30 protein-coding genes, 4 tRNA genes and 1 rRNA gene are annotated in these 26,522 nt (G+C 54.9%); all 35 read right to left on the reverse strand.

Features of this window, described 5'->3' with window-relative positions; translation table 11 throughout:
- Positions 1-208 precede the first annotated feature (208 nt).
- The 35 genes from rpsN to rrf all read right to left on the reverse strand — a co-directional run bounded on the left by rpsN (position 209) and on the right by rrf (position 26,520).
- Positions 209-514: a 30S ribosomal protein S14 gene (rpsN, locus tag HBR93_RS03735; protein ID WP_003176414.1), complete on the reverse strand. Its 306-nt coding sequence runs from the start codon at positions 512-514 to the stop codon at positions 209-211.
- A 13-nt stretch (positions 515-527) separates the two neighbouring features.
- Entirely contained in the window at positions 528-1,067 is a 540-nt protein-coding gene (rplE, locus tag HBR93_RS03740; RefSeq protein WP_003210069.1) for a 50S ribosomal protein L5, read from the reverse strand.
- A gap of 22 nt (positions 1,068-1,089) precedes the next feature.
- On the reverse strand, positions 1,090-1,404 hold the full coding sequence (rplX, locus tag HBR93_RS03745; protein WP_029299388.1) for a 50S ribosomal protein L24: 315 nt from the start codon (positions 1,402-1,404) through the stop codon (positions 1,090-1,092).
- 11 nt (positions 1,405-1,415) lie between these two features.
- Positions 1,416-1,784, reverse strand: a complete 369-nt coding sequence (gene rplN / locus HBR93_RS03750) for a 50S ribosomal protein L14 (protein WP_002555479.1) — start codon at positions 1,782-1,784, stop codon at positions 1,416-1,418.
- A 23-nt stretch (positions 1,785-1,807) separates the two neighbouring features.
- On the reverse strand, positions 1,808-2,074 hold the full coding sequence (rpsQ, locus tag HBR93_RS03755; RefSeq protein WP_003176419.1) for a 30S ribosomal protein S17: 267 nt from the start codon (positions 2,072-2,074) through the stop codon (positions 1,808-1,810).
- A gap of 2 nt (positions 2,075-2,076) precedes the next feature.
- Complete coding sequence (gene rpmC / locus HBR93_RS03760) at positions 2,077-2,268, reverse strand: 50S ribosomal protein L29 (RefSeq protein WP_002555481.1); 192 nt, start codon at positions 2,266-2,268, stop codon at positions 2,077-2,079.
- Entirely contained in the window at positions 2,268-2,681 is a 414-nt protein-coding gene (rplP, locus tag HBR93_RS03765; RefSeq protein WP_003232424.1) for a 50S ribosomal protein L16, read from the reverse strand. Before rplP ends, rpmC begins: the two co-directional genes overlap by 1 nt.
- Before the next feature lie 12 nt (positions 2,682-2,693).
- The gene (rpsC, locus tag HBR93_RS03770) at positions 2,694-3,380 is read right to left on the reverse strand and encodes a 30S ribosomal protein S3 (RefSeq protein WP_003176422.1); all 687 of its coding nucleotides are present in this window, start codon (positions 3,378-3,380) and stop codon (positions 2,694-2,696) included.
- Positions 3,381-3,393: 13 nt separating this feature from the next.
- Positions 3,394-3,726 (reverse strand): 50S ribosomal protein L22, encoded by a 333-nt coding sequence (gene rplV, locus HBR93_RS03775; protein WP_003103908.1) that lies wholly within the window; start codon positions 3,724-3,726, stop codon positions 3,394-3,396.
- A gap of 11 nt (positions 3,727-3,737) precedes the next feature.
- Positions 3,738-4,013 carry a 30S ribosomal protein S19 gene (rpsS, locus tag HBR93_RS03780; protein WP_002555486.1) on the reverse strand — a complete coding sequence of 92 codons (276 nt, stop codon included), beginning with the start codon at positions 4,011-4,013 and terminating at the stop codon, positions 3,738-3,740.
- A gap of 16 nt (positions 4,014-4,029) precedes the next feature.
- Positions 4,030-4,854, reverse strand: a complete 825-nt coding sequence (gene rplB / locus HBR93_RS03785) for a 50S ribosomal protein L2 (protein WP_003176423.1) — start codon at positions 4,852-4,854, stop codon at positions 4,030-4,032.
- 14 nt (positions 4,855-4,868) lie between these two features.
- On the reverse strand, positions 4,869-5,168 hold the full coding sequence (rplW, locus tag HBR93_RS03790) for a 50S ribosomal protein L23 (RefSeq protein WP_002555488.1): 300 nt from the start codon (positions 5,166-5,168) through the stop codon (positions 4,869-4,871).
- A complete protein-coding gene (rplD, locus tag HBR93_RS03795; RefSeq protein ID WP_057438746.1) occupies positions 5,165-5,767 on the reverse strand; it encodes a 50S ribosomal protein L4 in 603 nt (200 codons plus the stop codon). Before rplD ends, rplW begins: the two co-directional genes overlap by 4 nt.
- Positions 5,768-5,779: 12 nt before the next feature.
- Complete coding sequence (gene rplC, locus HBR93_RS03800; protein ID WP_003194649.1) at positions 5,780-6,415, reverse strand: 50S ribosomal protein L3; 636 nt, start codon at positions 6,413-6,415, stop codon at positions 5,780-5,782.
- 81 nt (positions 6,416-6,496) lie between these two features.
- Positions 6,497-6,808, reverse strand: coding sequence for a 30S ribosomal protein S10 (gene rpsJ, locus HBR93_RS03805; protein WP_003186070.1), 312 nt, complete (start codon positions 6,806-6,808; stop codon positions 6,497-6,499).
- Between the two features lie 157 nt (positions 6,809-6,965).
- Positions 6,966-8,159, reverse strand: coding sequence for an elongation factor Tu (gene tuf, locus HBR93_RS03810; protein WP_003176426.1), 1,194 nt, complete (start codon positions 8,157-8,159; stop codon positions 6,966-6,968).
- A 30-nt stretch (positions 8,160-8,189) separates the two neighbouring features.
- Positions 8,190-10,295, reverse strand: coding sequence for an elongation factor G (fusA, locus tag HBR93_RS03815; protein ID WP_029299268.1), 2,106 nt, complete (start codon positions 10,293-10,295; stop codon positions 8,190-8,192).
- Positions 10,296-10,325: 30 nt separating this feature from the next.
- The gene (gene rpsG, locus HBR93_RS03820) at positions 10,326-10,796 is read right to left on the reverse strand and encodes a 30S ribosomal protein S7 (protein WP_002555493.1); all 471 of its coding nucleotides are present in this window, start codon (positions 10,794-10,796) and stop codon (positions 10,326-10,328) included.
- A gap of 117 nt (positions 10,797-10,913) precedes the next feature.
- Entirely contained in the window at positions 10,914-11,285 is a 372-nt protein-coding gene (gene rpsL / locus HBR93_RS03825; RefSeq protein WP_002555494.1) for a 30S ribosomal protein S12, read from the reverse strand.
- Positions 11,286-11,501: 216 nt separating this feature from the next.
- Complete coding sequence (gene rpoC / locus HBR93_RS03830) at positions 11,502-15,701, reverse strand: DNA-directed RNA polymerase subunit beta' (RefSeq protein WP_057960765.1); 4,200 nt, start codon at positions 15,699-15,701, stop codon at positions 11,502-11,504.
- A 64-nt stretch (positions 15,702-15,765) separates the two neighbouring features.
- Positions 15,766-19,839 carry a DNA-directed RNA polymerase subunit beta gene (gene rpoB / locus HBR93_RS03835; protein WP_053138310.1) on the reverse strand — a complete coding sequence of 1,358 codons (4,074 nt, stop codon included), beginning with the start codon at positions 19,837-19,839 and terminating at the stop codon, positions 15,766-15,768.
- Between the two features lie 219 nt (positions 19,840-20,058).
- A complete protein-coding gene (rplL, locus tag HBR93_RS03840) occupies positions 20,059-20,424 on the reverse strand; it encodes a 50S ribosomal protein L7/L12 (protein ID WP_003210093.1) in 366 nt (121 codons plus the stop codon).
- Positions 20,425-20,502: 78 nt separating this feature from the next.
- The gene (gene rplJ, locus HBR93_RS03845) at positions 20,503-21,003 is read right to left on the reverse strand and encodes a 50S ribosomal protein L10 (protein ID WP_003176433.1); all 501 of its coding nucleotides are present in this window, start codon (positions 21,001-21,003) and stop codon (positions 20,503-20,505) included.
- Between the two features lie 199 nt (positions 21,004-21,202).
- Positions 21,203-21,898 (reverse strand): 50S ribosomal protein L1, encoded by a 696-nt coding sequence (gene rplA, locus HBR93_RS03850; protein ID WP_003176434.1) that lies wholly within the window; start codon positions 21,896-21,898, stop codon positions 21,203-21,205.
- Complete coding sequence (gene rplK / locus HBR93_RS03855; RefSeq protein ID WP_003210097.1) at positions 21,898-22,329, reverse strand: 50S ribosomal protein L11; 432 nt, start codon at positions 22,327-22,329, stop codon at positions 21,898-21,900. The genes rplA and rplK overlap by 1 nt, the downstream gene beginning before the upstream one ends.
- Positions 22,330-22,446: 117 nt before the next feature.
- Positions 22,447-22,980, reverse strand: a complete 534-nt coding sequence (gene nusG, locus HBR93_RS03860; protein ID WP_003176436.1) for a transcription termination/antitermination protein NusG — start codon at positions 22,978-22,980, stop codon at positions 22,447-22,449.
- A 9-nt stretch (positions 22,981-22,989) separates the two neighbouring features.
- Entirely contained in the window at positions 22,990-23,358 is a 369-nt protein-coding gene (secE, locus tag HBR93_RS03865; RefSeq protein ID WP_029299242.1) for a preprotein translocase subunit SecE, read from the reverse strand.
- A gap of 45 nt (positions 23,359-23,403) precedes the next feature.
- Positions 23,404-23,479 (reverse strand) — tRNA-Trp (locus HBR93_RS03870).
- 158 nt (positions 23,480-23,637) lie between these two features.
- Positions 23,638-23,713, reverse strand: a tRNA-Thr gene (locus HBR93_RS03875).
- Between the two features lie 26 nt (positions 23,714-23,739).
- Positions 23,740-23,813: transfer RNA gene (locus tag HBR93_RS03880), tRNA-Gly, on the reverse strand.
- Positions 23,814-23,837: 24 nt separating this feature from the next.
- A tRNA-Tyr gene (locus HBR93_RS03885) sits at positions 23,838-23,922 on the reverse strand.
- A gap of 142 nt (positions 23,923-24,064) precedes the next feature.
- Positions 24,065-24,511, reverse strand: a complete 447-nt coding sequence (locus HBR93_RS03890; protein ID WP_115129114.1) for a hypothetical protein — start codon at positions 24,509-24,511, stop codon at positions 24,065-24,067.
- Between the two features lie 7 nt (positions 24,512-24,518).
- Positions 24,519-25,268 (reverse strand): pantothenate kinase, encoded by a 750-nt coding sequence (locus tag HBR93_RS03895; protein WP_169959840.1) that lies wholly within the window; start codon positions 25,266-25,268, stop codon positions 24,519-24,521.
- A complete protein-coding gene (gene birA / locus HBR93_RS03900) occupies positions 25,258-26,217 on the reverse strand; it encodes a bifunctional biotin--[acetyl-CoA-carboxylase] ligase/biotin operon repressor BirA (RefSeq protein ID WP_057438742.1) in 960 nt (319 codons plus the stop codon). The genes HBR93_RS03895 and birA overlap by 11 nt, the downstream gene beginning before the upstream one ends.
- Positions 26,218-26,404: 187 nt before the next feature.
- A 5S ribosomal RNA gene (gene rrf, locus HBR93_RS03905) occupies positions 26,405-26,520 on the reverse strand.
- Positions 26,521-26,522 lie beyond the last annotated feature (2 nt).

Consider the following 26,522-nt stretch of genomic DNA (forward strand, 5'->3'; position numbering starts at 1 on the left):
GGGCTAGACGCTCCTAATACAAAAAAATTAGCCTTGCGGCTACATATGTCACCGAGAATCTCCGGGCATAAAACACACGGGCTCAGGCGAGCCGCGTATTTTAGACACACTCCGGAAATGAAACAAGCCCCAAAAGGGGCTTGTTCCAGATTCTAGGCCACCGGCGGTCAGTATCTTGCGATCCTGGCCACCGAGACTTCGAAAGTACTTACCAGCTGGCTTTAACCAGACCTGGTACGTCACCACGCATTGCCGCTTCACGCAGTTTGTTACGGCCGAGGCCGAACTTGCGGTAAACGCCGTGTGGACGACCGGTCAGGCGGCAGCGGTTACGCATGCGCGAAGCGCTTGCGTCACGTGGCTGCTTCTGCAGAGCTACTGTAGCTTCCCAACGCGCTTCTGGACTTGCGTTCAGATCAACGATGATAGCTTTCAGTGCTGCACGCTTCTTGGCGTACTTGGCAACCGTGAGCTGACGCTTCAGCTCGCGGTTTTTCATGCTCATCTTGGCCATGGTCCTACTCCAATCAGTTGCGGAACGGGAATTTGAACGCACGCAGCAGAGCGCGGCCTTCATCATCGTTCTTGGCAGTGGTGGTCAGGGTGATGTCCAGACCGCGGAGAGCATCGATCTTGTCGTAGTCGATTTCCGGGAAGATGATCTGCTCTTTCACGCCCATGCTGTAGTTACCACGACCATCGAAGGACTTGGCATTCAGGCCGCGGAAGTCGCGAACCCGAGGCAGGGAGATCGACAGCAGACGATCCAGGAACTCGTACATACGCTCACGGCGCAGAGTCACTTTGACACCGATCGGCCAACCTTCACGGACTTTAAAGCCAGCGATGGATTTCCGAGCGTAAGTCACAACGACTTTTTGACCGGTGATCTTTTCCAGGTCAGCAACAGCGTGCTCGATGACTTTTTTGTCACCGATCGCTTCGCCCAGACCCATGTTCAGGGTGATTTTGGTAACGCGCGGAACTTCCATCACGTTCGAAAGCTTAAGTTCTTCCTTAAGCTTCGGAGCGATTTCCTTCCGGTAAATCTCTTTTAGTCGTGCCATGGTCTTATCTACCTAGCAGTGTTCAAGCATCAACCGCTTTTTGGGTCGACTTGAAGACACGAATTTTCTTACCGTCTTCTACTTTGAAACCAACGCGGTCAGCCTTGTTGGTTTCGCCGTTGAAGATGGCGACGTTAGAAGCGTGCAATGGCGCTTCTTTCTCGACGATACCGCCCTGTACGCCCGACGCGGGGTTAGGCTTGGTATGACGCTTGACCAGGTTCAGACCACCAATGACCAGACGGTCATCAGCAAGAACCTTCAGCACCTTACCGCGCTTACCTTTGTCTTTGCCGGCGATCACGATGATCTCGTCGTCACGACGAATCTTTTGCATGTCGGATCTCCTTACAGCACTTCTGGGGCGAGCGAGACGATCTTCATGAACTTCTCAGTACGAAGTTCACGGGTCACTGGCCCAAAGATACGGGTGCCGATCGGCTCTTGCTTGTTGTTCAGAAGAACAGCAGCGTTGCCATCAAAGCGGATAATGGAGCCATCAGCACGACGTACGCCGTGACGAGTGCGGACTACAACAGCAGTCATCACTTGGCCTTTTTTCACTTTACCGCGAGGAATTGCTTCCTTCACGGTAACTTTGATGATGTCACCGATACCAGCGTAACGACGATGGGAGCCACCCAGCACCTTGATGCACATAACACGGCGAGCGCCGCTGTTATCGGCCACATCGAGCATGGATTGAGTCTGAATCATATAATTTCTCCGACCCCTAGTCCTTAGACTTCCACAGCGCGTTCGAGAACATCAACCAGTGCCCAAGACTTGGTCTTGGCCAGCGGACGAGTTTCACGAATAGTGACTTTGTCGCCGATGTGGCACTGATTGGTTTCGTCGTGCGCGTGCAGCTTAGTCGAACGCTTAACATATTTACCGTAGATCGGGTGCTTAACGCGACGCTCGATCAAAACGGTGATGGTTTTGTCCATCTTGTCGCTGACAACACGGCCAGTCAGCGTACGGACAGTCTTTTCGGCTTCAGCCATGATCACTTACCTGCCTGCTGGTTGAGCACAGTCTTCACGCGAGCGATGTCACGCTTAACTTGCGAGAGCAGATGAGACTGCCCCAACTGGCCAGTTGCTTTCTGCATACGCAGATTGAACTGGTCGCGCAGCAGGCCGAGCAGTTGCTCGTTCAGCTGCTGTGCGGATTTTTCACGAAGTTCATTCGCTTTCATCACATCACCGTCCGTTTAACAAAGGCGGTGGCGAGCGGCAGCTTTGCAGCAGCCAGGGCAAAAGCCTCACGCGCCAGCTCTTCAGTTACACCCTCGATTTCATACAGGACTTTGCCTGGCTGAATCTGGGCTACCCAGTATTCCACGTTACCCTTACCTTTACCCATCCGAACCTCGAGAGGTTTTTTGGAGATCGGCTTGTCCGGGAATACACGGATCCAGATCTTGCCGCCACGTTTAACGTGACGGGTCAGAGCACGACGCGCTGACTCGATCTGACGAGCGGTGAGACGACCACGAGCTACAGACTTCAGCGCGAACTCGCCGAAGCTGACTTTGCTACCGCGCTGAGCCAGACCACGGTTGTGGCCTGTCATCTGCTTGCGGAACTTCGTACGCTTAGGTTGCAACATTTGGCGTACCCCTTACTTAGCAGCTTTTTTACGAGGCGCTGGTGCTTGTGGTTTCAGTTCTTCTTGGCGACCACCAATTACTTCGCCCTTGAAGATCCAAACCTTTACACCGATCACACCGTAAGTGGTGTGAGCTTCGTAGTTGGCATAGTCGATGTCGGCACGCAGGGTGTGCAATGGCACACGACCTTCGCGATACCATTCAGTACGTGCGATTTCAGCACCGCCGAGACGACCGCTCACTTGGATTTTGATGCCTTTGGCACCAATGCGCATGGCGTTCTGTACAGCGCGCTTCATAGCACGACGGAACATTACGCGGCGCTCCAGCTGCTGAGCTACGCTCTGCGCAACCAGCATACCGTCGAGCTCCGGCTTGCGGATCTCTTCGATATTGATGTGCACAGGCACACCCATTTGCTTGGTCAGGTCCTGACGCAGTTTCTCAACATCTTCACCTTTCTTCCCGATAACGATACCTGGACGAGCGGTGTGGATGGTGATACGTGCAGTTTGCGCCGGACGATGGATATCGATACGGCTTACGGACGCGCTTTTTAGTTTGTCTTGGAGATACTCACGCACCTTCAGATCAGCGAACAAATAGTCCGCATAAGTCCGACCGTCTGCGTACCAGACGGAGGTGTGCTCCTTGACGATTCCCAGGCGAATGCCAATGGGATGTACTTTCTGACCCATCTCTTCGACTCCGTTACTTGTCAGCAACCTTGACAGTGATATGGCAAGACCGCTTGACGATGCGATCAGCACGGCCTTTGGCACGCGGCATGATACGCTTCAGCGAACGCCCTTCGTTGACGAAAACGGTGCTGACCTTCAGGTCATCAACGTCTGCGCCTTCGTTATGCTCGGCGTTGGCTACGGCCGACTCCAGCACTTTCTTCATGATCTCGGCGGCTTTCTTACTGCTGAAAGCCAACAGGTTGAGCGCTTCGCCCACCTTCTTCCCGCGGATCTGGTCGGCGACCAAGCGGGCTTTCTGGGCGGAGATTCGAGCGCCCGACAACTTAGCGGCTACTTCCATTTCCTAACCCCTTAACGCTTGGCTTTCTTGTCTGCCACGTGCCCACGATAAGTGCGGGTACCGGCAAACTCGCCCAGTTTGTGGCCGACCATGTCTTCGTTAACGAGAACTGGGACGTGCTGACGACCGTTGTGTACTGCGATGGTCAAACCGACCATTTGTGGCAGGATCATAGAACGGCGCGACCAGGTCTTAACTGGTTTGCGATCGTTCTTTTCCGCCGCCACTTCGATCTTCTTCAGTAGGTGAAGATCAATAAAAGGACCTTTTTTCAGAGAACGTGGCACTGTCGTATCCCTCTATTTACTTGCGACGACGGACGATCATTTTGTCGGTACGCTTATTACCACGAGTCTTCGCGCCCTTAGTCGGGAAGCCCCATGGCGATACCGGATGACGACCACCAGAGGTACGACCTTCACCACCACCATGTGGGTGGTCAACCGGGTTCATGGCAACACCACGAACGGTTGGGCGAACGCCACGCCAGCGTTTGGCACCAGCTTTACCCAGCGAACGCAGGCTGTGCTCGGAGTTCGAGACTTCGCCCAGGGTCGCACGGCATTCAGCCAGTACTTTACGCATCTCACCAGAACGCAGACGCAGGGTCACGTAGACACCTTCACGAGCGATCAGCTGAGCCGAAGCACCAGCGGAACGAGCGATCTGTGCGCCTTTACCTGGCTTCAATTCGATGCCGTGTACGGTGCTACCAACTGGAATGTTACGCAGTTGCAGAGCGTTGCCCGGCTTGATCGGTGCCAGGGCACCTGCGATCAGCTGGTCGCCAGCACTCACGCCTTTAGGCGCGATGATGTAGCGACGCTCGCCATCTGCGTACAGCAGCAGAGCGATGTGAGCAGTACGGTTTGGATCGTATTCGATACGCTCGACAGTGGCAGAGATGCCATCTTTGTCGTTGCGACGGAAATCGACCAGACGATAATGCTGCTTATGGCCACCACCGATGTGACGAGTGGTAATGCGACCATTGTTGTTACGACCACCAGTCTTCGATTTCTTCTCGAGCAGCGGTGCGTGAGGAGCGCCTTTATGCAGCTCCTGGTTGACCACCTTGACCACAAAACGGCGGCCAGGGGAAGTCGGTTTGCATTTAACGATTGCCATGATGCACCCCTTCCTTACTCAGCACTGCTGCTGAAATCGAGATCTTGGCCTGGCTGAAGGGAGATAACTGCCTTCTTCCAGTCATTACGCTTGCCCAGACCGCGAGCAGTGCGCTTGCTCTTACCCAGAACATTCAGGGTAGTAACACGCTCTACTTTCACGCTGAACAGGCTTTCGACGGCCTTCTTGATTTCCAGCTTGGTTGCGTCAGTTGCAACCTTGAAAACGAACTGGCCTTTCTTGTCAGCCAGAACCGTAGCCTTTTCGGAAACGTGCGGGCCAAGCAGAACTTTAAATACGCGTTCCTGGTTCATCCCAGCAGCTCCTCGAATTTCTTCACGGCCGACACGGTGATCAACACCTTGTCGTATGCGATCAGACTAACTGGATCGGAACCTTGCACGTCACGTACATCAACGTGTGGCAGGTTGCGAGCAGCCAGGTACAGGTTCTGATCAACAGCTTCAGACACGATCAGGACATCAGTCAGACCCATGCCGTTCAGCTTGTTCAGCAGATCTTTGGTTTTCGGCGCTTCAACAGCGAAGTCCTGAACCACGACCAGACGATCAGTACGCACGAGTTCAGCAAGGATGGAGCGCAGTGCTGCGCGATACATCTTCTTGTTGAGCTTCTGAGAGTGATCCTGTGGACGAGCTGCGAAAGTGGTACCGCCGCCACGCCAGATTGGGCTACGGATAGTACCGGCACGAGCACGGCCAGTACCTTTCTGACGCCAAGGGCGCTTACCGCCACCACGAACGTCGGAACGGGTCTTTTGCTGCTTGCTACCTTGACGGCCGCCGGCCATGTAGGCCACGACTGCTTGGTGAACGAGCGTCTCGTTGAATTCGCCGCCAAATGTCAGTTCGGAAACTTCGATCGCTTGAGCGTCATTTACATTTAATTGCATGTCAGCTTCCCCTTAACCGCGAGCCTTGGCCGCTGGACGTACAACCAGGTTGCCGCCAGTAGCGCCAGGAACAGCACCCTTGACCAACAACAGATTGCGTTCAGCGTCGACGCGCACTACTTCGAGGGACTGCACGGTCACGCGCTCAGCGCCCATATGACCGGACATTTTTTTGCCCTTGAATACACGACCAGGAGTCTGGCACTGGCCAATAGAGCCCGGGACGCGGTGGGAAACGGAGTTACCGTGAGTGTTGTCTTGGCCACGGAAATTCCAACGCTTGATCGTACCCTGGAAGCCTTTACCCTTGGACTGACCGGTTACATCAACCAGTTGACCAGCGGCGAAGATTTCAGCGTTGATCAGATCGCCAGCCTGGTAGTCACCATCTTCAAGACGGAACTCCATAACAGTACGACCAGCTGCAACGTTTGCTTTAGCGAAGTGACCTGCTTGAGCAGCAGTCACGCGCGAAGCACGACGCTCGCCGACAGTGACTTGCACTGCACGATAGCCATCGGTTTCTTCAGTTTTGAACTGGGTGACGCGATTCGGCTCGATCTCAATGACCGTGACCGGAATGGAGACACCTTCTTCGGTGAAAATACGGGTCATACCGCATTTACGACCGACTACACCAATAGTCATGTTGTAAACCTCATGAGTGTACGGGGCTTTCACCCGCTATGGCCGCCCATTTCAGAGCGTTACACGACTAAGACCCGAGTCTTAGCCGAGGCTGATCTGTACTTCCACACCGGCCGCCAGATCAAGCTTCATAAGTGCATCAACGGTTTTATCCGTTGGCTGGACGATGTCCAGAACGCGCTTATGAGTACGGATCTCGTACTGGTCACGCGCGTCTTTGTTGACGTGCGGGGAGACCAGAACGGTGAACCGCTCTTTGCGGGTAGGCAGTGGAATAGGACCACGCACTTGTGCCCCAGTACGTTTCGCGGTTTCCACGATTTCCTGGGTGGATTGGTCGATCAGGCGATGGTCAAAAGCCTTCAACCTGATACGGATTTGCTGATTTTGCATTGGATTTCAGACTCCGGCTGCTATTCCCACCGAGCGCACTGCGCCCGTTAAAAGGAGGCGCAATTCTATAGACGCCCCAGATAGGTGTCAACCCAATAAAAAAGCCCCCGCTGAGCGGGGGCTTTTCAAAGCATCGAAGCTATCTCAGAAGAGATGCTTACTCGATGATTTTAGCTACAACGCCAGCACCAACGGTACGGCCGCCTTCACGGATTGCGAAGCGCAGACCGTCTTCCATTGCGATGGTTTTGATCAGGGTGACAACCATTTTGATGTTGTCGCCTGGCATTACCATTTCAACGCCTTCCGGCAGTTCGCAGTTACCAGTCACGTCAGTAGTACGGAAGTAGAACTGTGGACGGTAGCCTTTGAAGAACGGAGTGTGACGACCGCCTTCTTCTTTGCTCAGCACGTACACTTCAGCTTCGAACTTGGTGTGCGGCTTAACCGAACCTGGCTTAACCAGAACCTGGCCACGCTCAACGTCGTCACGCTTGGTACCACGCAGCAGAACGCCGCAGTTCTCGCCAGCACGACCTTCGTCGAGCAGCTTACGGAACATTTCAACACCGGTGCAGGTGGTGACGGTAGTGTCACGCAGACCAACGATTTCCAGTGGATCCTGAACCTTGACGATACCGCGCTCGATACGACCAGTTACAACAGTACCGCGACCGGAGATCGAGAATACGTCTTCGATTGGCATCAGGAACGGCTTGTCGATAACACGAACTGGATCTGGGATGTAGCTGTCCAGAGTCTCAACCAGTTTACGAACGGACGTGGTGCCCATTTCGTTATCGTCTTTGCCTTCCAGAGCCATACGAGCAGAACCGATGATGATCGGAGTGTCGTCGCCTGGGAAGTCGTAAGTGCTCAGCAGATCGCGCACTTCCATCTCAACCAGTTCCAGCAGCTCAGCGTCGTCTACCAGGTCGGCCTTGTTCAGGTAAACCACGATGTACGGAACGCCTACCTGACGGGACAGCAGGATGTGCTCACGGGTTTGTGGCATCGGACCATCAGCGGCCGAGCAAACCAGGATTGCGCCGTCCATCTGGGCAGCACCGGTGATCATGTTCTTCACATAGTCAGCGTGACCTGGGCAGTCAACGTGAGCGTAGTGACGGATCAGCGAGTTGTATTCAACGTGCGCGGTGTTGATGGTGATACCACGAGCTTTTTCTTCTGGCGCGCTGTCGATTTTATCGAAATCAACGATTGCGGAACCGAATACTTCGGAGCAAACGCGAGTCAGAGCAGCAGTCAGAGTGGTTTTACCATGGTCAACGTGACCGATAGTGCCAACGTTGACGTGCGGTAGGGAACGATCAAATTTTTCTTTAGCCACGACAATTAACTCCTTGCCTAAAGGACTGAATCAGCCTTGTTTTTTGGATACAGTTTCAGCGATGTGCGCCGGAGCTGTGTTGTATTTTTTGAATTCCATAGAGTAGCTTGCGCGACCCTGGGACATGGAGCGAACGTCGGTCGCGTAACCGAACATCTCACCCAACGGAACCTCGGCGCGAATCACTTTGCCGGAAACCGTGTCTTCCATACCCAAGATCATGCCGCGACGACGGTTAAGGTCGCCCATGACATCACCCATATAGTCTTCAGGTGTAACAACTTCTACCGCCATGATTGGCTCAAGCAACTCACCACCGCCCTTCTGGGCCAGTTGCTTGGTTGCCATGGAAGCAGCCACCTTAAACGCCATCTCGTTGGAGTCGACGTCGTGGTAAGAACCGTCAAAAACGGTTGCTTTCAGGCCGATCAGCGGATAGCCGGCAACAACACCGTTCTTCATCTGCTCTTCGATACCCTTCTGGATAGCAGGGATGTATTCCTTAGGAACAACACCACCTACTACTTCGTTCACGAATTGCAGACCTTCCTGACCTTCGTCAGCAGGAGCAAAACGGATCCAGCAGTGACCGAACTGACCACGACCGCCGGACTGACGAACGAACTTGCCTTCGATTTCACAGTTCTTCGTGATGCGCTCACGATAGGAAACCTGAGGCTTACCGATGTTGGCTTCGACGTTGAACTCACGGCGCATCCGGTCAACCAGGATGTCCAGGTGCAACTCGCCCATGCCGGAGATGATCGTTTGACCAGTCTCTTCATCAGTCTTGACGCGGAAAGATGGATCTTCCTGAGCAAGTTTGCCCAGTGCAATACCCATTTTTTCCTGGTCATCCTTGGTCTTAGGCTCTACGGCAACCGAGATAACCGGCTCCGGGAAGTCCATGCGAACCAGGATGATTGGCTTAGCAGCGTCGCACAAGGTCTCACCAGTGGTGACATCCTTCATGCCGATCAAGGCCGCGATGTCACCAGCGCGTACTTCCTTGATCTCTTCACGGGCGTTTGCGTGCATTTGCACCATACGACCCACACGCTCTTTCTTGCCCTTGACCGAGTTGATCACGCCGTCGCCGGAGGCCAACACGCCCGAGTAAACGCGGACGAAAGTCAGGGTACCCACGAATGGGTCGGTAGCGATCTTGAACGCCAGAGCCGAGAACGGCTCGCTGTCGTCAGCGTGACGCTCCATCTCTTCTTCCTCGTTATCAGGGTTAGTACCCTTGATAGCAGGAATGTCAGTTGGAGCAGGCAGGTAGTCGATAACGGCGTCGAGAACCAGGGGAACACCCTTGTTCTTGAAGGAAGAACCGCAAACAGCCAAGACGATCTCACCAGCGATAGTACGCTGACGCAGAGCAGCCTTGATTTCCACGTTGGTGAGCTCTTCACCTTCGAGGTACTTGTTCATCAGCTCTTCGCTGGCTTCGGCAGCAGCCTCAACCAGGTTATTGCGCCACTCGTCAGCCAGCTCCTGCAATTCTGCAGGGATAGGCTTACGAACAGGAACCATACCTTTGTCGGCGTCATTCCAGTAGACGGCTTCCATGGTGATCAGATCGATCTGGCCCTGGAAGTTGTCTTCGGAACCGATAGCCAATTGGATTGGCACCGGAGTGTGACCCAGACGCTGCTTGATCTGACCGATCACGCGCAGGAAGTTCGCACCAGCACGGTCCATCTTGTTTACGTAAACAAGACGTGGAACACCGTACTTGTTGGCTTGACGCCATACGGTTTCCGACTGAGGCTCAACGCCCGAAGTACCGCAGAACACAACGACCGCGCCGTCGAGTACACGCAGGGAACGCTCAACTTCAATGGTGAAGTCTACGTGGCCCGGGGTATCGATTACGTTGAAGCGGTGCTCGTCCTTGTACTGCTTGGCAGAACCTTTCCAGAAGGCGGTAATAGCAGCAGAAGTAATGGTAATACCACGCTCCTGCTCCTGAACCATCCAGTCTGTGGTCGCGGCGCCATCATGCACCTCGCCCATTTTGTGACTTTTGCCGGTGTAAAACAGTACGCGCTCGGTGGTGGTGGTTTTACCAGCATCCACGTGAGCAACGATACCGATGTTACGGTAGCGGCTAATCGGAGTAGTACGAGCCATAAAGCCCTCGCAAAATTAGTGAAGCTAAGATTAGAAGCGGTAGTGCGAGAAAGCTTTGTTAGCTTCAGCCATACGGTGCACGTCTTCACGCTTCTTAACAGCAGCACCTTTACCTTCAGCAGCGTCCAACAGCTCGCCGGCCAAACGCAGAGCCATAGACTTCTCGCCGCGCTTACGGGCGAAGTCTACCAACCAACGCATTGCCAGGGCGTTACGACGGGACGGACGAACTTCGACCGGAACCTGGTAAGTAGCACCGCCTACACGGCGCGACTTCACTTCGACCAGCGGAGCGATGGCGTCGAGAGCTTTCTCGAAGATTTCCAGGGGGTCGCTGTTCTTGCGTTCTTTAACCTTTTCCAGCGCGCCATAAACGATACGCTCGGCAACGGCTTTCTTGCCGCTTTCCATCACGTGGTTCATGAACTTGGCCAGAATTTGGCTTCCGTATTTTGGATCGTCAAGCACTTCGCGCTTGGCTGCTACGCGTCTTCTTGGCATGGATAAGCCCTCAAACGGTCTTCAGGTTCGTTCGGAATCGGTGCCCTTGCGGGACGCCTCCGACCTTACTCTTATCGACTCAGAAAATAAGATGATTCAGTTTACAAAAAGCCGCTACTACTTAGGCTTCTTGGTACCGTACTTCGAACGACCCTGGTTACGACCTTTAACGCCGGAAGTATCCAAGGAGCCGCGTACGGTGTGGTAACGAACACCTGGCAAGTCTTTTACACGACCGCCGCGGATCAGTACCACGCTGTGCTCTTGCAGGTTGTGACCTTCACCACCGATGTACGAGGAAACCTCGAAACCGTTGGTCAGGCGCACACGGCATACTTTACGCAGTGCCGAGTTAGGTTTTTTCGGCGTAGTGGTATACACGCGAGTGCATACGCCACGACGTTGCGGGCAGTTCTGCAGCGCAGGTACGTCGGATTTCTCGACGATACGCTTACGCGGCTGACGTACCAGCTGGTTGATAGTTGCCATCTACTAGCTCCACTGTTGTCTTGCGACGCTATTGTCTTGCAAGAAAAGCAAAATGGCAGGAACGAATTCCCGCCAAATTTAGGGGTACAAGAGTCTAAAGAGGATCTTGCCCCCAGTCAAGGCAAGGCCCCGACCTCCCCCTCCATCGAAACCCGACAAAACTGTCTTGTTCCGACGAACGGGGCTGCCAGGGCCCGGACTTATTTATCGCAGAACTCAGTTACCGCTAGAGTTCAGCGCTTCGGTCAGTGCAGCTTCCACTTCACTGGCGCTTACGCGCAGCGGCTTGTCGAGTTCACGGCGACGCTTACGCTCGCTGTGGTAGGCCAAGCCGGTACCGGCCGGGATCAGTCGACCCACAACCACGTTTTCTTTCAGGCCGCGCAGGTAATCGCGCTTGCCGGTTACCGCTGCTTCGGTCAGTACGCGAGTGGTCTCCTGGAAGGAGGCCGCCGAGATGAACGACTCAGTGGACAACGACGCCTTGGTGATACCCAGCAACACGCGAGTGAACTTGGAAACAAATTTCTCTTCGGTTGCCAGACGCTCGTTTTCTACCAGTACGTGAGTCAGTTCCATCTGGTCGCCCTTGATGAAACTCGAATCGCCGGATTCAGCGATTTCAACTTTACGCAGCATCTGACGCAGGATGGTCTCGATGTGCTTATCGTTGATCTTCACGCCTTGCAGACGGTAAACGTCCTGGATCTCGTTAACGATGTACTTGGCCAGCGCACTCACACCCAGCAGACGCAGGATGTCGTGTGGATCGCTCGGACCGTCGGAGATAACTTCGCCGCGGTTTACCTGTTCGCCTTCGAACACGTTCAGGTGACGCCACTTCGGAATCAGCTCTTCATACGGATCGCTACCGTCGTTCGGGGTAATGACCAGACGGCGCTTGCCCTTGGTCTCTTTACCGAACGCGATGGTGCCGCTGACTTCAGCCAGGATCGACGCTTCTTTCGGACGACGAGCTTCGAACAAGTCGGCAACACGCGGCAGACCACCGGTGATGTCACGGGTCTTCGAAGTTTCTTGCGGGATACGCGCGATAACATCACCGATCGCGATCTTCGCACCATCCGCTACACCGACCAGGGCGTTGGCTGGCAGGAAGTACTGAGCGATAACGTCAGTGCCTGGCAGCAACAGATCCTTGCCGTTGTCATCGACCATCTTCACGGCAGGACGGATGTCTTTACCGGCAGCTGGACGATCTTTGGCGTCGAGTACTTCAATGTTGGTCATACCGGTCAATTCGTCAGTCTGACGCTTGATCGTGATGCCTTCTTCCATGCCCACGTAGGTCACGGTACCTTTCATTTCGGTAACGATTGGGTGAGTGTGCGGATCCCACTTGGCCACGATTGCGCCAGCGTCGACCTTGTCACCTTCTTTAACCGAAATCACAGCACCGTACGGCAGCTTGTAACGCTCACGCTCACGACCGAAGTCATCAGCAATCGCCAGCTCACCGGAACGGGACACAGCAACCAGGTGGCCATCCACTCGCTCAACGTGTTTCAGGTTGTGCAGACGGACAGTACCGCCATTCTTCACCTGAACGCTGTCGGCTGCGGAGGTCCGGCTTGCCGCACCACCGATGTGGAACGTACGCATGGTCAGCTGGGTACCCGGCTCACCGATGGACTGGGCAGCGATAACGCCGACCGCTTCACCGATGTTCACCTGGTGGCCACGAGCCAAGTCACGGCCGTAGCACTTGGCGCAGATACCGTAGCGGGTTTCGCAGCTGATCGGCGAGCGAACAATCACTTCGTCGATGCTGTTGAGTTCGATGAACTCGACCCACTTCTCATCCACCAGGGTGCCGGCAGGAACGATAACTTCCTCGGTACCTGGCTTGAACACGTCACGGGCAATAACACGACCCAATACGCGCTCACCCAGCGGCTCTACAACGTCACCGCCTTCAATGTGCGGAGTCATCAGCAGGCCGTGCTCGGTGCCGCAATCGATCTCGGTTACAACCAGATCTTGTGCAACGTCTACCAGACGACGAGTCAGGTAACCGGAGTTAGCGGTTTTCAACGCGGTATCCGCCAGACCTTTACGAGCACCGTGAGTAGAGATGAAGTACTGAAGTACGCTCAAACCTTCACGGAAGTTCGCAGTAATCGGCGTTTCGATGATGGAACCGTCCGGCTTGGCCATCAGGCCACGCATACCGGCGAGCTGACGGATCTGCGCAGCAGAACCCCGTGCGCCCGAGTCGGCCATCATGTACATCGAGTTGAAAGACTCTTGATCGACTTCCACGCCATGACGGTCGATAACCTTCTCTTTCGAGAGGTTGGCCATCATTGCCTTGGACACTTCGTCGTTGGCCTTGGACCAAAGGTCGATCACTTTGTTGTACTTCTCGCCCTGGGTTACCAGGCCGGAGGCGTACTGGCTCTCGATCTCTTTCACTTCGTCAGTAGCAGCACTGATGATGCGGGCTTTTTCATCCGGGATAACGAAGTCGTTAACACCGATGGAAACGCCGGAAATGGTCGAATAAGCAAAACCGGTGTACATCAACTGGTCAGCGAAGATCACGGTCTCTTTCAGACCAACCACGCGGTAGCACTGGTTGATCAGCTTGGAGATCGCCTTTTTCTTCATCGGCAGGTTGACGACGTCGTACGACAGACCTTTTGGCACAACCTGGTACAACAGCGCACGGCCGACAGTGGTGTCGACGATACGGGTGTTGCTCACGCTGCCGCCGTCACGGTCGTTGACGGTTTCGTGAATGCGCACTTTGACCTTGGCGTGCAGTGCGGCTTCGCCGGCACGGAACACACGGTCAACTTCTTGCAGGTCAGCGAACACACGACCTTCGCCCTTGGCGTTGATCGCTTCACGGGTCATGTAGTACAGACCCAATACAACGTCCTGCGACGGAACGATGATTGGTTCACCGTTGGCTGGCGACAGAATGTTGTTGGTCGACATCATCAACGCACGCGCTTCCAACTGGGCTTCCAGTGTCAGCGGTACGTGCACGGCCATTTGGTCGCCGTCGAAGTCGGCGTTGTACGCAGCACAGACCAGAGGGTGCAGCTGGATAGCCTTACCTTCGATCAGTACCGGTTCAAACGCCTGGATACCCAGACGGTGAAGGGTCGGTGCACGGTTGAGGAGGACCGGGTGTTCGCGAATCACTTCAGCGAGAACGTCCCAAACCTCTGGCAGTTCGCGCTCGACCATTTTCTTGGCCGCTTTGATGGTGGTCGCGAGACCGCGCATTTCCAGCTTGCCGAAGATGAAAGGCTTGAACAGCTCAAGCGCCATCTTCTTAGGCAGACCGCACTGGTGCAGACGCAGGGTCGGGCCTACGGTAATTACCGAACGACCGGAGTAGTCAACACGCTTACCGAGCAAGTTCTGACGGAAACGACCTTGCTTACCCTTGATCATGTCAGCCAGGGATTTCAGAGGACGCTTGTTGGAACCGGTAATAGCGCGGCCACGACGACCGTTGTCGAGCAAGGCGTCGACCGCTTCTTGCAACATACGCTTTTCGTTGCGCACGATGATGTCCGGAGCGGACAGATCAAGCAGGCGCTTCAAGCGGTTGTTACGGTTGATCACGCGGCGGTACAGGTCGTTGAGGTCGGACGTCGCGAAACGACCACCGTCCAACGGTACCAGCGGACGCAGGTCTGGCGGCAGAACCGGCAGAACAGTCAGCACCATCCACTCTGGCAGGTTGCCGGAACCCTGGAAGGCTTCCATCAACTTCAGACGCTTGGACAGCTTCTTGATCTTGGTTTCGGAGTTGGTTTGCGGAATTTCTTCACGCAGGCGGCCAATCTCGTGCTCCAGGTCGATAGCGTGCAGCAGTTCGCGGACAGCTTCGGCACCCATGCGGGCATCGAAATCGTCGCCGAACTCTTCCAGCGCTTCGAAGTACTGCTCGTCGTTGAGCAGCTGACCTTTTTCAAGGGTGGTCATGCCTGGGTCGATAACGACATAGCTCTCGAAGTAGAGAACGCGCTCGATATCACGCAGGGTCATGTCCATCAGCAAGCCGATACGGGACGGCAGCGATTTCAGGAACCAGATGTGGGCAACCGGCGAAGCCAGCTCGATGTGCGCCATGCGCTCACGACGAACCTTGGCCAGTGCAACTTCAACGCCGCACTTCTCGCAGATCACACCACGGTGCTTCAAGCGCTTGTACTTACCGCACAGGCACTCGTAATCCTTTACCGGGCCAAAGATCTTGGCGCAGAACAGGCCGTCACGCTCAGGTTTGAACGTACGGTAGTTGATGGTTTCCGGCTTTTTAACTTCACCGAACGACCACGAACGGATCATCTCAGGCGATGCCAATCCAATACGGATGGCGTCGAACTCTTCGACTTGACCCTGGTTTTTCAGCAAATTCAGTAGGTCTTTCAAGGCCTTTCCTCCTGGCGGAGCAGAGAGCGGGCATCACTGCCCCGCTCTCGATTCGCGTCACGTGTTATTCGGTTTCCAGATCGATATCGATGCCGAGGGAACGAATTTCTTTGATCAACACGTTGAAAGACTCGGGCATGCCCGGCTCCATACGGTGATCGCCGTCCACGATGTTTTTGTACATCTTGGTACGACCGTTCACATCGTCCGACTTCACTGTGAGCATTTCTTGCAGAGTGTATGCAGCACCGTATGCTTCCAGTGCCCAGACCTCCATCTCCCCGAAACGCTGACCACCGAACTGAGCCTTACCACCCAGCGGCTGCTGGGTAACCAGGCTGTACGAACCGGTAGAACGAGCGTGCATCTTGTCGTCTACCAAGTGGTTCAGCTTCAGCATGTACATGTAGCCAACAGTAACCGGGCGCTCGAACTTGTTGCCGGTACGGCCGTCGAACAGCTGCATCTGGCCGCTTTCTGGCAGGTCTGCCAGTTTCAGCATGGCCTTGATTTCGCTTTCCTTGGCACCGTCGAACACCGGGGTAGCCATTGGAACGCCGCCGCGCAGGTTTTTCGCCAGATCCAGGATTTCCTGGTCGGAGAAAGTGTCCAGCTCTTCTTTGCGGCCGCCGATCTCGTTGTAGATCTCGTGCAGGAACTTACGCAGGTCTGCGACCTTGCGCTGCTCTTCGATCATACGGTTGATCTTCTCGCCCAGACCTTTAGCCGCGAGGCCCAGGTGAGTCTCAAGGATCTGACCAACGTTCATACGCGAAGGTACGCCCAACGGGTTGAGGACGACGTCGACCGGGGTGCCATTGGCATCGTGCGGCATGTCTTCAACCGGCATGATCACGGAGACCACACCTTTGTTACCGTGACGACCGGCCATCTTGTCGCCCGGCTGAATGCGACGACGGATTGCCAGGTAAACCTTGACGATTTTCAGCACGCCTGGAGCCAGGTCATCGCCCTGCTGCAGTTTGCGCTTCTTGTCTTCGAACTTGTCGTCCAGCAGACGGCGGCGATCAACGATGTAGGCCTGGGCCTTCTCGAGCTGCTCGTTCAGAGCATCTTCAGCCATGCGCAGTTTGAACCACTGGCCGTGCTCAAGACCGTCGAGGATTTCGTCGGTGATATCCTGACCTTTCTTCAGACCTGCGCCGCCTTCAGCCTTGTGGCCTACCAGGGCAGAACGCAGACGTTCGAAGGTCGCGCCTTCAACGATACGGAACTCTTCGTTCAAATCCTTGCGGATTTCGTCGAGTTGAGTCTTCTCGATGGACAGTGCACGAGCATCACGCTCGACGCCGTCACGGGTGAAGACCTGTACGTCGATGACAGTACCCTTGGTACCAGTAGGTACGCGCAGGGAGGTGTCTTTAACGTCGCTGGCTTTTTCGCCGAAGATGGCACGCAGCAGCTTCTCTTCCGGAGTCAGTTGGGTCTCGCCTTTCGGAGTGACCTTACCGACCAGGATGTCGCCAGCGCCAACTTCAGCACCTACGTAAACGATACCGGCTTCGTCCAGCTTGTTCAGCGCAGCTTCACCCACGTTCGGGATGTCTGCAGTGATTTCCTCTGGCCCAAGCTTGGTGTCACGTGCCACACAGGTCAGTTCCTGGATGTGGATCGTGGTGAAACGGTCTTCTTGAACAACACGCTCGGACAGGCAGATGGAGTCTTCGAAGTTGAAGCCGTTCCACGCCATGAACGCGATGCGCATGTTCTGACCCAGAGCCAACTCACCCATATCGGTGGACGGACCGTCGGCCATGATGTCGCTACGCTGAACGCGATCACCCTTACGCACCAGCGGACGCTGGTTGATGCAGGTGTTCTGGTTCGAGCGGGTGTATTTGGTCAGGTTGTAGATGTCGACACCGGCTTCGCCAGTTTCAACTTCGTCATCGGCAACACGAACCACGATACGGCTGGCATCAACAGAGTCGATCACGCCGCCACGACGAGCCACGACGCAAACGCCGGAGTCACGAGCTACGTTACGCTCCATGCCGGTACCTACCAGCGGCTTGTCAGCGCGCAGGGTCGGTACAGCTTGACGCTGCATGTTGGAACCCATCAACGCACGGTTGGCGTCATCGTGTTCCAGGAACGGGATCAGCGATGCTGCAACCGAAACTACCTGCTTGGGCGATACGTCCATCAAGGTGACGTCTTCCGGCGCCTTGACGGTGAACTCGTTCAAGTGACGAACAGCTACCAGCTCGTCGATCAGGACTTTCTTGTCGTTCATCGTGGCCGAAGCCTGAGCGATCACGTGATCAGCTTCTTCGATGGCGGACAGGAAGACGATCTCGTCGGTGACCAGGGCGTCTTTCACCACGCGGTACGGGCTCTCGAGGAAGCCATACTGGTTGGTGCGCGCATAGGCAGCCAGGGAGTTGATCAGACCGATGTTCGGACCTTCCGGCGTTTCGATCGGGCAAACACGACCGTAGTGCGTCGGGTGTACGTCACGAACTTCAAAGCCAGCACGCTCACGGGTCAGACCGCCCGGGCCCAGTGCAGAAACACGGCGCTTGTGGGTGATCTCGGAGAGCGGGTTGTTCTGGTCCATGAACTGCGAGAGCTGGCTGGAGCCGAAGAACTCTTTCACCGCCGCAGCCACTGGCTTGGCGTTGATCAGGTCTTGCGGCATCAGGCCTTCGCTTTCGGCCATCGACAGACGCTCTTTGACCGCACGCTCAACACGTACCAAGCCAACGCGGAACTGGTTCTCGGCCATTTCGCCTACGCAGCGAACACGACGGTTACCCAGGTGGTCGATGTCATCGACGATGCCTTTACCATTACGGATGTCGACCAGAGTCTTCAGGACCGCAACGATGTCTTCCTTGCACAGCACGCCCGAACCTTCGATCTCGGTACGACCGATACGACGGTTGAACTTCATCCGGCCGACCGCAGACAGGTCATAGCGCTCAGGGCTGAAGAACAGGTTGTTGAACAGGGTTTCGGCAGCGTCTTTGGTTGGTGGCTCGCCTGGACGCATCATGCGATAGATTTCGACCAGCGCTTCCAATTGGTTGCTGGTGGAGTCGATCTTCAGGGTGTCGGAGACGAACGGACCGCAGTCGATATCGTTGGTGTACAGGGTCTCGATGCGAACAACCTGGGCCTTGGCGATTTTTGCCAGGATCTCGGTGTTCAGCTCGGTGTTGCACTCAGCCAGGATCTCGCCTGTCGCCGGGTGAACGATAACCTTGGCGGTAGTGCGGCCCAGGACGTAGTCCAGAGGCACGTCCAGCGACTTGATACCGGCTTTTTCGATCTGGTTGATGTGGCGCGCAGTAATACGACGGCCAGCCTCAACAATGACCTTGCCCTTCTCATCCTGGATGTCCAGGACGGCAATTTCACCACGCAGACGCGAAGCAATCAGTTCCAGGCTGAGGGTTTCATCCTTCAGGCTGAATACGTTGGTGGTGTAGAAAGCGTCCAGCACTTGCTCAGTGGTATAGCCGAGCGCGCGCAGCAGTACCGAGGCCGGCAGCTTGCGACGACGGTCGATACGCACGAACACGCAGTCTTTAGGGTCGAACTCGAAGTCCAACCACGAACCACGGTACGGAATGATCCGCGCGGAGTACAGGAGCTTACCGGAGCTGTGCGTCTTGCCGCGGTCGTGGTCGAAGAACACGCCCGGGGAACGGTGCAGCTGGGAAACGATTACACGCTCGGTACCGTTGATAACGAAGGTACCGTTCTCAGTCATCAATGGGATTTCGCCCATGTAGACTTCTTGCTCTTTGATGTCCTTGATCGCTTTGTTCGACGATTCTTTGTCGAAAATGATCAGACGAACTTTTACCCGCAAAGGTACGGCGTACGTAACACCGCGCAACACGCATTCTTTGACATCAAATGCCGGTTCGCCCAGGCGATAACCGACGTACTCCAGCGCAGCATTGCCGGAGTAGCTGATGATCGGGAAAACGGATTTGAAGGCCGCATGCAGGCCCACGTCGCGGAACTGATCTTTGGTCGCTCCCGCCTGCAAGAATTCACGATACGAATCCAGCTGGATAGCCAGAAGGTACGGGACATCCATGACGTCCGGCAACTTGCTAAAGTCCTTGCGGATACGTTTTTTCTCAGTATATGAGTAAGCCATCAGCGTTCCCCAGCTTGGTCACCTGCTTGTTTGGCCCCCCCGACGGGAGCAGCCAGAAAATCTTGCAAACCCCTTGGTTTGCACCACCGCATCGGGTGGCTACAGCGCGTTAGTGGCGGCGACCGAGTCGACAGCCAAGAACGGAAAAAGGCCGGTGGCAAGAGCCACCAGCCATCAGCCTTCAGCTTAACGCTTGGGCTGGAAACGCAAGGTCGATGCTTACTTCAGCTCGACTTTAGCGCCTGCTTCTTCCAGTACTGCTTTGGCTTTGTCAGCAGCGTCTTTGGACACAGCTTCCAGAACCTGGGCAGGAGCGCCGTCAACTACAGCCTTGGCTTCTTTCAGGCCCAGACCGGTCAGTTCACGTACTGCCTTGATCACGTTTACTTTCTTCTCGCCAGCTTCCAGCAGCATGACGTTGAATTCGGTTTGCTCTTCAGCAGCAACAGCAGCAACAGCTGGGCCAGCGGAAGCAGCGGCAGCGGAAACGCCGAATTTTTCTTCGAAAGCTTTGATCAGCTCAACAACCTGCAGAACCGACATTTCAGCTACGGCGTTGAGGATATCGTCTTGGGAGATAGACATTGCTGTATTTCCTGAATTGGGGGACGGCCTACGCGGCCATCGAAATAAACAAAAAAACGCGAGAGACGTTGCTCAGCCTTAGGCTGCTGCAGCTTCTTTTTGCTCGCGAACTGCGGCCAGAGTACGAGCCAGCTTGCTGGTAGCGCCTTGAATCACGCTCATCAGCTGCGAAATAGCTTCGTTACGGGTCGGCAGTGTTGCCAGTACGTCGATTTGGTTAGCTGCGAGGAACTTGCCCTCGAACGCAGCTGCCTTGATCTCGAACTTATCCTGACTCTTGGCGAATTCCTTGAACAAACGGGCAGCAGCGCCTGGATGGTCCTTGGAGAACGCGATCAGAGTCGGGCCGGTGAACACGTCGTTGAGGACACTGTATTCAGTGTCAGCAACAGCGCGCTTGAGCAGGGTGTTACGTACAACACGTACGTATACGCCAGCTTCACGAGCCTCTTTACGGAGTCCGGTCATAGCGCCTACTGTCACACCACGGGCATCAGCCACGACAGCGGACAGAGCAGCTTTGGCAGCCTCGTTGACTTCAGCGACGATGGCCTTCTTGTCTTCGAGATTAATTGCCACGGGTTTAACTCCTGCTTGTTACCGTTTCATCTGGCCTAGGCCGGATGTCGTTTTGGTGTCTGATTCGGTAAGGAACCGGGAGCACCATCTGCGTAGGCTTGATGGTTTAAGACTTGCGTCGCCTACGGTCTTGGATAGCCCCCGCCAGGCAGGGACCCCAATTTTTCAATTGGCGCAATCACTCGCGCCAACCTGTGTCTTATACGTCCAGCGAACCCTGGTCGATGACCAGACCTGGGCCCATAGTGGTGCTCAGGGTAACGCGCTTGACGTAGATACCTTTCGAAGAAGCTGGCTTGATACGCTTCAGATCAGCGATCAGGGCTTCAACGTTTTCCTTCAGCTTGACGGCGTCGAAGCCGACCTTGCCAACGGAAGTGTGAATGATGCCGTTTTTGTCGGTGCGATAACGAACCTGACCAGCCTTGGCGTTTTTAACCGCGGTAGCTACGTCTGGAGTTACGGTACCGACTTTCGGGTTAGGCATCAGACCACGTGGACCCAGGATCTGACCCAACTGACCTACAACGCGCATTGCATCCGGGGAAGCAATAACTACGTCGTAGTTCAGGTCGCCGCCTTTCATTTCGGCAGCCAGGTCGTCCATGCCAACGCGATCAGCGCCAGCGGCCAGAGCAGCTTCAGCTGCCGGGCCTTGGGTGAAGACAGCAACACGTACAGTCTTGCCAGTACCGTGTGGCAGCACAGTAGCGCTACGAACGACCTGGTCGGATTTACGTGGGTCAACACCCAGGTTTACAGCAACGTCAACGGACTCGCTGAACTTGACAGTCGACAGCTCGGTCAGCAGAGCAGCAGCGTCTACAAAGTTGTAGGACTTGCCCGCTTCGATTTTGCCGGCGATAGCCTTTTGGCGCTTGGTCAGCTTAGCCATTACACACCCTCCACGTTAAGGCCCATGCTACGAGCAGAACCGGCGATGGTACGCACGGCTGCATCCATATCAGCTGCAGTCAGATCCGCGTTTTTGGTTTTCGCGATTTCTTCCAGCTGAGCACGAGTTACGGTGCCAACCTTAACGGTGTTCGGACGAGCGGAACCGCTAGTCAGACCAGCAGCTTTCTTCAACAGAACCGAAGCCGGGGTCGACTTGGTTTCGAAAGTGAAGCTACGGTCGCTGTATACAGTGATGATCACTGGAGTCGGCAGACCTGGCTCAATACCCTGGGTACGGGCGTTGAAGGCCTTGCAGAATTCCATGATGTTCACGCCGTGCTGACCCAGAGCTGGACCGACGGGTGGGCTAGGGTTGGCCTGAGCGGCCTTCACTTGCAGCTTGATGTAAGCGGTAATCTTCTTGGCCATGAGGCACTCCAATTACGGGTTCAAGCGCCTCGAAAGGCTCCCCGGTTACTTGCGCGTTTATCCCAGTGACGACAAAACCCCACAGCCTAAGGCTGCGGGGTTGGGATGCTTTGTCAGCTAGACCTTTTCGACCTGGCTGAACTCCAACTCTACCGGAGTAGAGCGACCGAAAATGAGCACCGCCACTTGGATCCGGCTCTTTTCGTAGTTAACTTCTTCGACAGTACCGTTGAAATCAGCAAACGGACCATCAGTGACACGAACAACCTCACCCGGCTCGAACAACGTCTTCGGCTTCGGCTTATCGCTACCGTCAGCAACACGACGCAGAATCGCTTCTGCTTCTTTGTCAGTGATCGGTGCAGGCTTATCAGCGGTACCGCCAATGAAGCCCATGACGCGAGGAGTGTCCTTGACCAAGTGCCAAGTACCCTCATTCATGTCCATCTGTACCAGCACATAGCCAGGGAAGAACTTGCGCTCGCTTTTGCGTTTCTGGCCATTACGCATTTCAACCACTTCTTCAGTGGGAACCAGAATTTCGCCGAAGCCATCTTCCATGCCTGCCAGCTTTACGCGCTCTAGCAAAGAGCGCATAACATGCTTCTCGTAACCCGAGTAAGCATGCACAACGTACCAACGCTTAGCCACGGGACACCCTTAGCCAACAATCAAGGAAACAAGCCAGCCGAGCAGGGAATCAAGACCCCACAACAGCAACGCCATAACCAGAACAACAGCCACAACAATCAGCGTGGTCTGCGTGGTTTCTTGGCGAGTTGGCCAAACGACTTTACGTATTTCGGTGCGAGCTTCCTTTACCAGCACAGCGAAAGACTTACCCTTTACTGTCTGCAGACCAATGAAAACGGCCACAGCAGCAAGAGCAAGCAATACGAGTACGCGGTACAGGATCGGCGAAGCAGAATAATACTGATTGCCAACAACGCCTACGACCACCAAAGCGACGACAGCGAGCCACTTAACCAGATCGAAACGAGAGCTTTGAGCTTCAGCCTTAGGAGTCATCTATGAAGATCCTGTGAAAAGAAAGCCAGATACACCACGTGAATCTGGCAGGTCAGGAGGGAATCGAACCCCCAACCTACGGTTTTGGAGACCGTCGCTCTGCCAATTGAGCTACTGACCTAAAACAAAATCAGGCCGACCATTATGCAGGCCTGAAAAAGACTTTACAACAACCAACCCCAATAGACTTGAAACAACCCGATAACACCAGGCAAAACAAGATCAAGCCGAGGCAGCTGTTAAAACAAAGGCAGATATTTTCATATCTGCCTTGTTATATGGAGCTCTTGAGCGGATTTGAACCGCTGACCTCACCCTTACCAAGGGTGTGCTCTACCAACTGAGCTACAAGAGCGAAACACCTTGCACAACCTGCAAACTTGGAGCGGGTAGCGGGAATCGAACCCGCATCATCAGCTTGGAAGGCTGAGGTTCTACCACTAAACTATACCCGCGGAGCTTGCAGCTCACGCTAAAAATGGTGGAGGGGGAAGGATTCGAACCTTCGAAGTCGTAGACGTCAGATTTACAGTCTGATCCCTTTGGCCGCTCGGGAACCCCTCCTAAGCGAGCCGGCATTTTACATTACGCCGACCTTCTGTCAAGCATTTTCTCATTAAAAATATGAGGTTAGCTGCGTGACGATCGCTTCACACCAACTTCCCAAGAGGGTCATCACTGTGGAGCGGGCGCCATTCTATGCAAACTATTCGACAGTTGCAATGCCTTCGCACGGCATTATTTTATGTTTTAACTCATTGAATTCATTAGCAAGGCTTTCAAAAGGCAGATCGTCAGCCAGACGGCGGCTTTCAGGCGCTACACGCAACCAGAAAGAAGGCGCACCCGCTGAGACCAACGACTGGATCCGGACCCTGATATCCAGACTGATAAGCCGCTGCTCCAGGAACTGCGCTTGCTCATGACTCGAAAACCCTCCGATATACAAGCAGCCAGCAGGCGCCTCCGGAGCCCTGGCCTTGTCACGCCGCGACACAGAGTCCGCCGACTCGCTCAGCAGCTGAATATCCTGCTGGGAGCCCCGGTACAGCGCCAACGGAGTGACATCCTTCGCACGCAGCGGAGCCTCTTGCTGGTGCCAGACGTAATAAAAAACATTGAGGACCAGCAGCAACAGAAACAACCAACGCATAAAAACCTCAGGACAAAGGGCACGCCATCGCCAAGCCAACAAATACCAGGTCCGGAACGAAGCGAGCGCCCGGCAAGGCGTCAGCGACCAACTCCGCATCCCCCCCCGTAAGAAACACCGAGAAGTCTTCCCCCCAATAACTGCGGGCCAGTTCCAGTTGTGACTGAGCAAAACCGCGGAGCATGAGCGTGCAACCTCGTTCAACGGCTTGGGCAGTGGTACGGCCAGGCACCAGGCTTTCCAACGCACGCTCAGCAGCAACATCGTCATACCGTATTTTACGGGTATGGGTTCGCAGCTGATTGCGCATCAGGGGCATGCCCGGGCAGATAAATCCTCCAAGATGCTCGCCATCAGCCGTGATGAAATCGGCAGTGGCCGCCGTACCAAAATCAAGCACCAGGCATGCTCCCGAGGCTAGCTGGAAGCCTCCAAGCATCGCCAGCCAACGATCCAGCCCTAGACGGGCGTAGTCTTCATACCCATTGCGCACGCCGGCCATTTCACGCGACGGCGCAGCACAGCTGATAGAAACACCAAAGGCCGCAACCAACACACCCGCCAGGCGGTTCGTCTCTTCCTGGGCGCGAACGCTGACCAATCTGCAATGCTGCAGCGACAGTCCAGTCAACGAATGAAGGCTACCCAGCAACGCCACATCGGAATCAACAACCCCTTCAGCAAAAACGGCTGCGTGGCTTGCCTCGAGTACTCGCCATTTGATGAAACTATTCCCACAGTCGAGCTCAAGAATCATCACGCAACCTCAGGCTTAACTCACCACCACTGTATATTTTCTCAACACCGTTTACTTCGAGACGTAGAGCGCCTTGATCATCAATACCCAGCACAACCCCGTCCACCTGGTTAACACCTGCGATCAATGACACCGCCTTTCCCTGCCATAGATGGTTTTGCTCCCACTCCTGGCGAATTACCGAAAAGCCGGAATCTCTATGATGATCGAGATAACCTTGTAACGCCTGACTCAGGTGTGCGACCAGATGATTTCGGTCTACCGCACGACCTGTTTCGAGCTGTATTGATGTCCACTGCTGATCCACTTCCGCGGCGCTCTGCATGTTCGCATTGATACCAATACCGAGCACTACATGGCATACGTCAGCAGGGTCCCCTACCAATTCAAGAAGGATGCCAGCTATCTTCTTCGAACCAACGAGCACGTCATTAGGCCACTTCAAACCCGAACCGTGGACACCAAAGTCGCGCAACGTTTGCATCACCGCCAAGCCCACGACGAGACTCAGCCCTTCTAGCTGTCGTAAACCGCCATCGATACGAAGCACAAGGCTGTAGTAAACATTCTGTGCAAATGGACTAACCCATTTACGCCCTCGACGCCCCCTTCCTGCGGTCTGCTGTTCTGAGAGAACAAGGAACGGCGCCACCTGCCCCGCCTCAATAAGGCGCAAAGCCTCGGCATTAGTGGAGCCGATGGTCTCGGATATAAAAACTGAACCTGCGCAGACCTGCGACTTGAGGGCGATCTCATCAGCGCTCAATAGAACCAGCGGGGACGCCAATTGATAGCCCCTCCCCCTGACCTTGTGAATTGTCAGATCCAGCTCGATCTCCAGATGCTGGAGTTGCTTCCACACAGCACTACGACTGACGCCCAGGGCGGCGCCTAGCGCTTCACCCGAGTGGAATCGGCCATCTTTCAGAAGTTTTAACAACGTCAGCATGCAAGTCTCGCCTCACAATGAGGCACGCATGATAGCCATGCGCAGAGCCATTGCATAGAAAGCAAGCTGGCTTATGGCGAGAGCGCAGGGACAGCTTGCTTTCTATGCAATGGCGATAGGCCAGAACCTTTTCGACCGCCCAAAACAAAACCCCAACTGCTTTCGCAATTGGGGTTTCGGAATTTAATCTTGACGATGACCTACTCTCACATGGGGAAACCCCACACTACCATCGGCGATGCATCGTTTCACTACTGAGTTCGGGATGGGATCAGGTGGTTCCAATGCTCTATGGTCGTCAAGAA

The sequence above is a fragment of the Pseudomonas sp. WS 5411 genome, assembly GCF_012985595.1.
GTDB lineage: Bacteria > Pseudomonadota > Gammaproteobacteria > Pseudomonadales > Pseudomonadaceae > Aquipseudomonas > Aquipseudomonas shahriarae.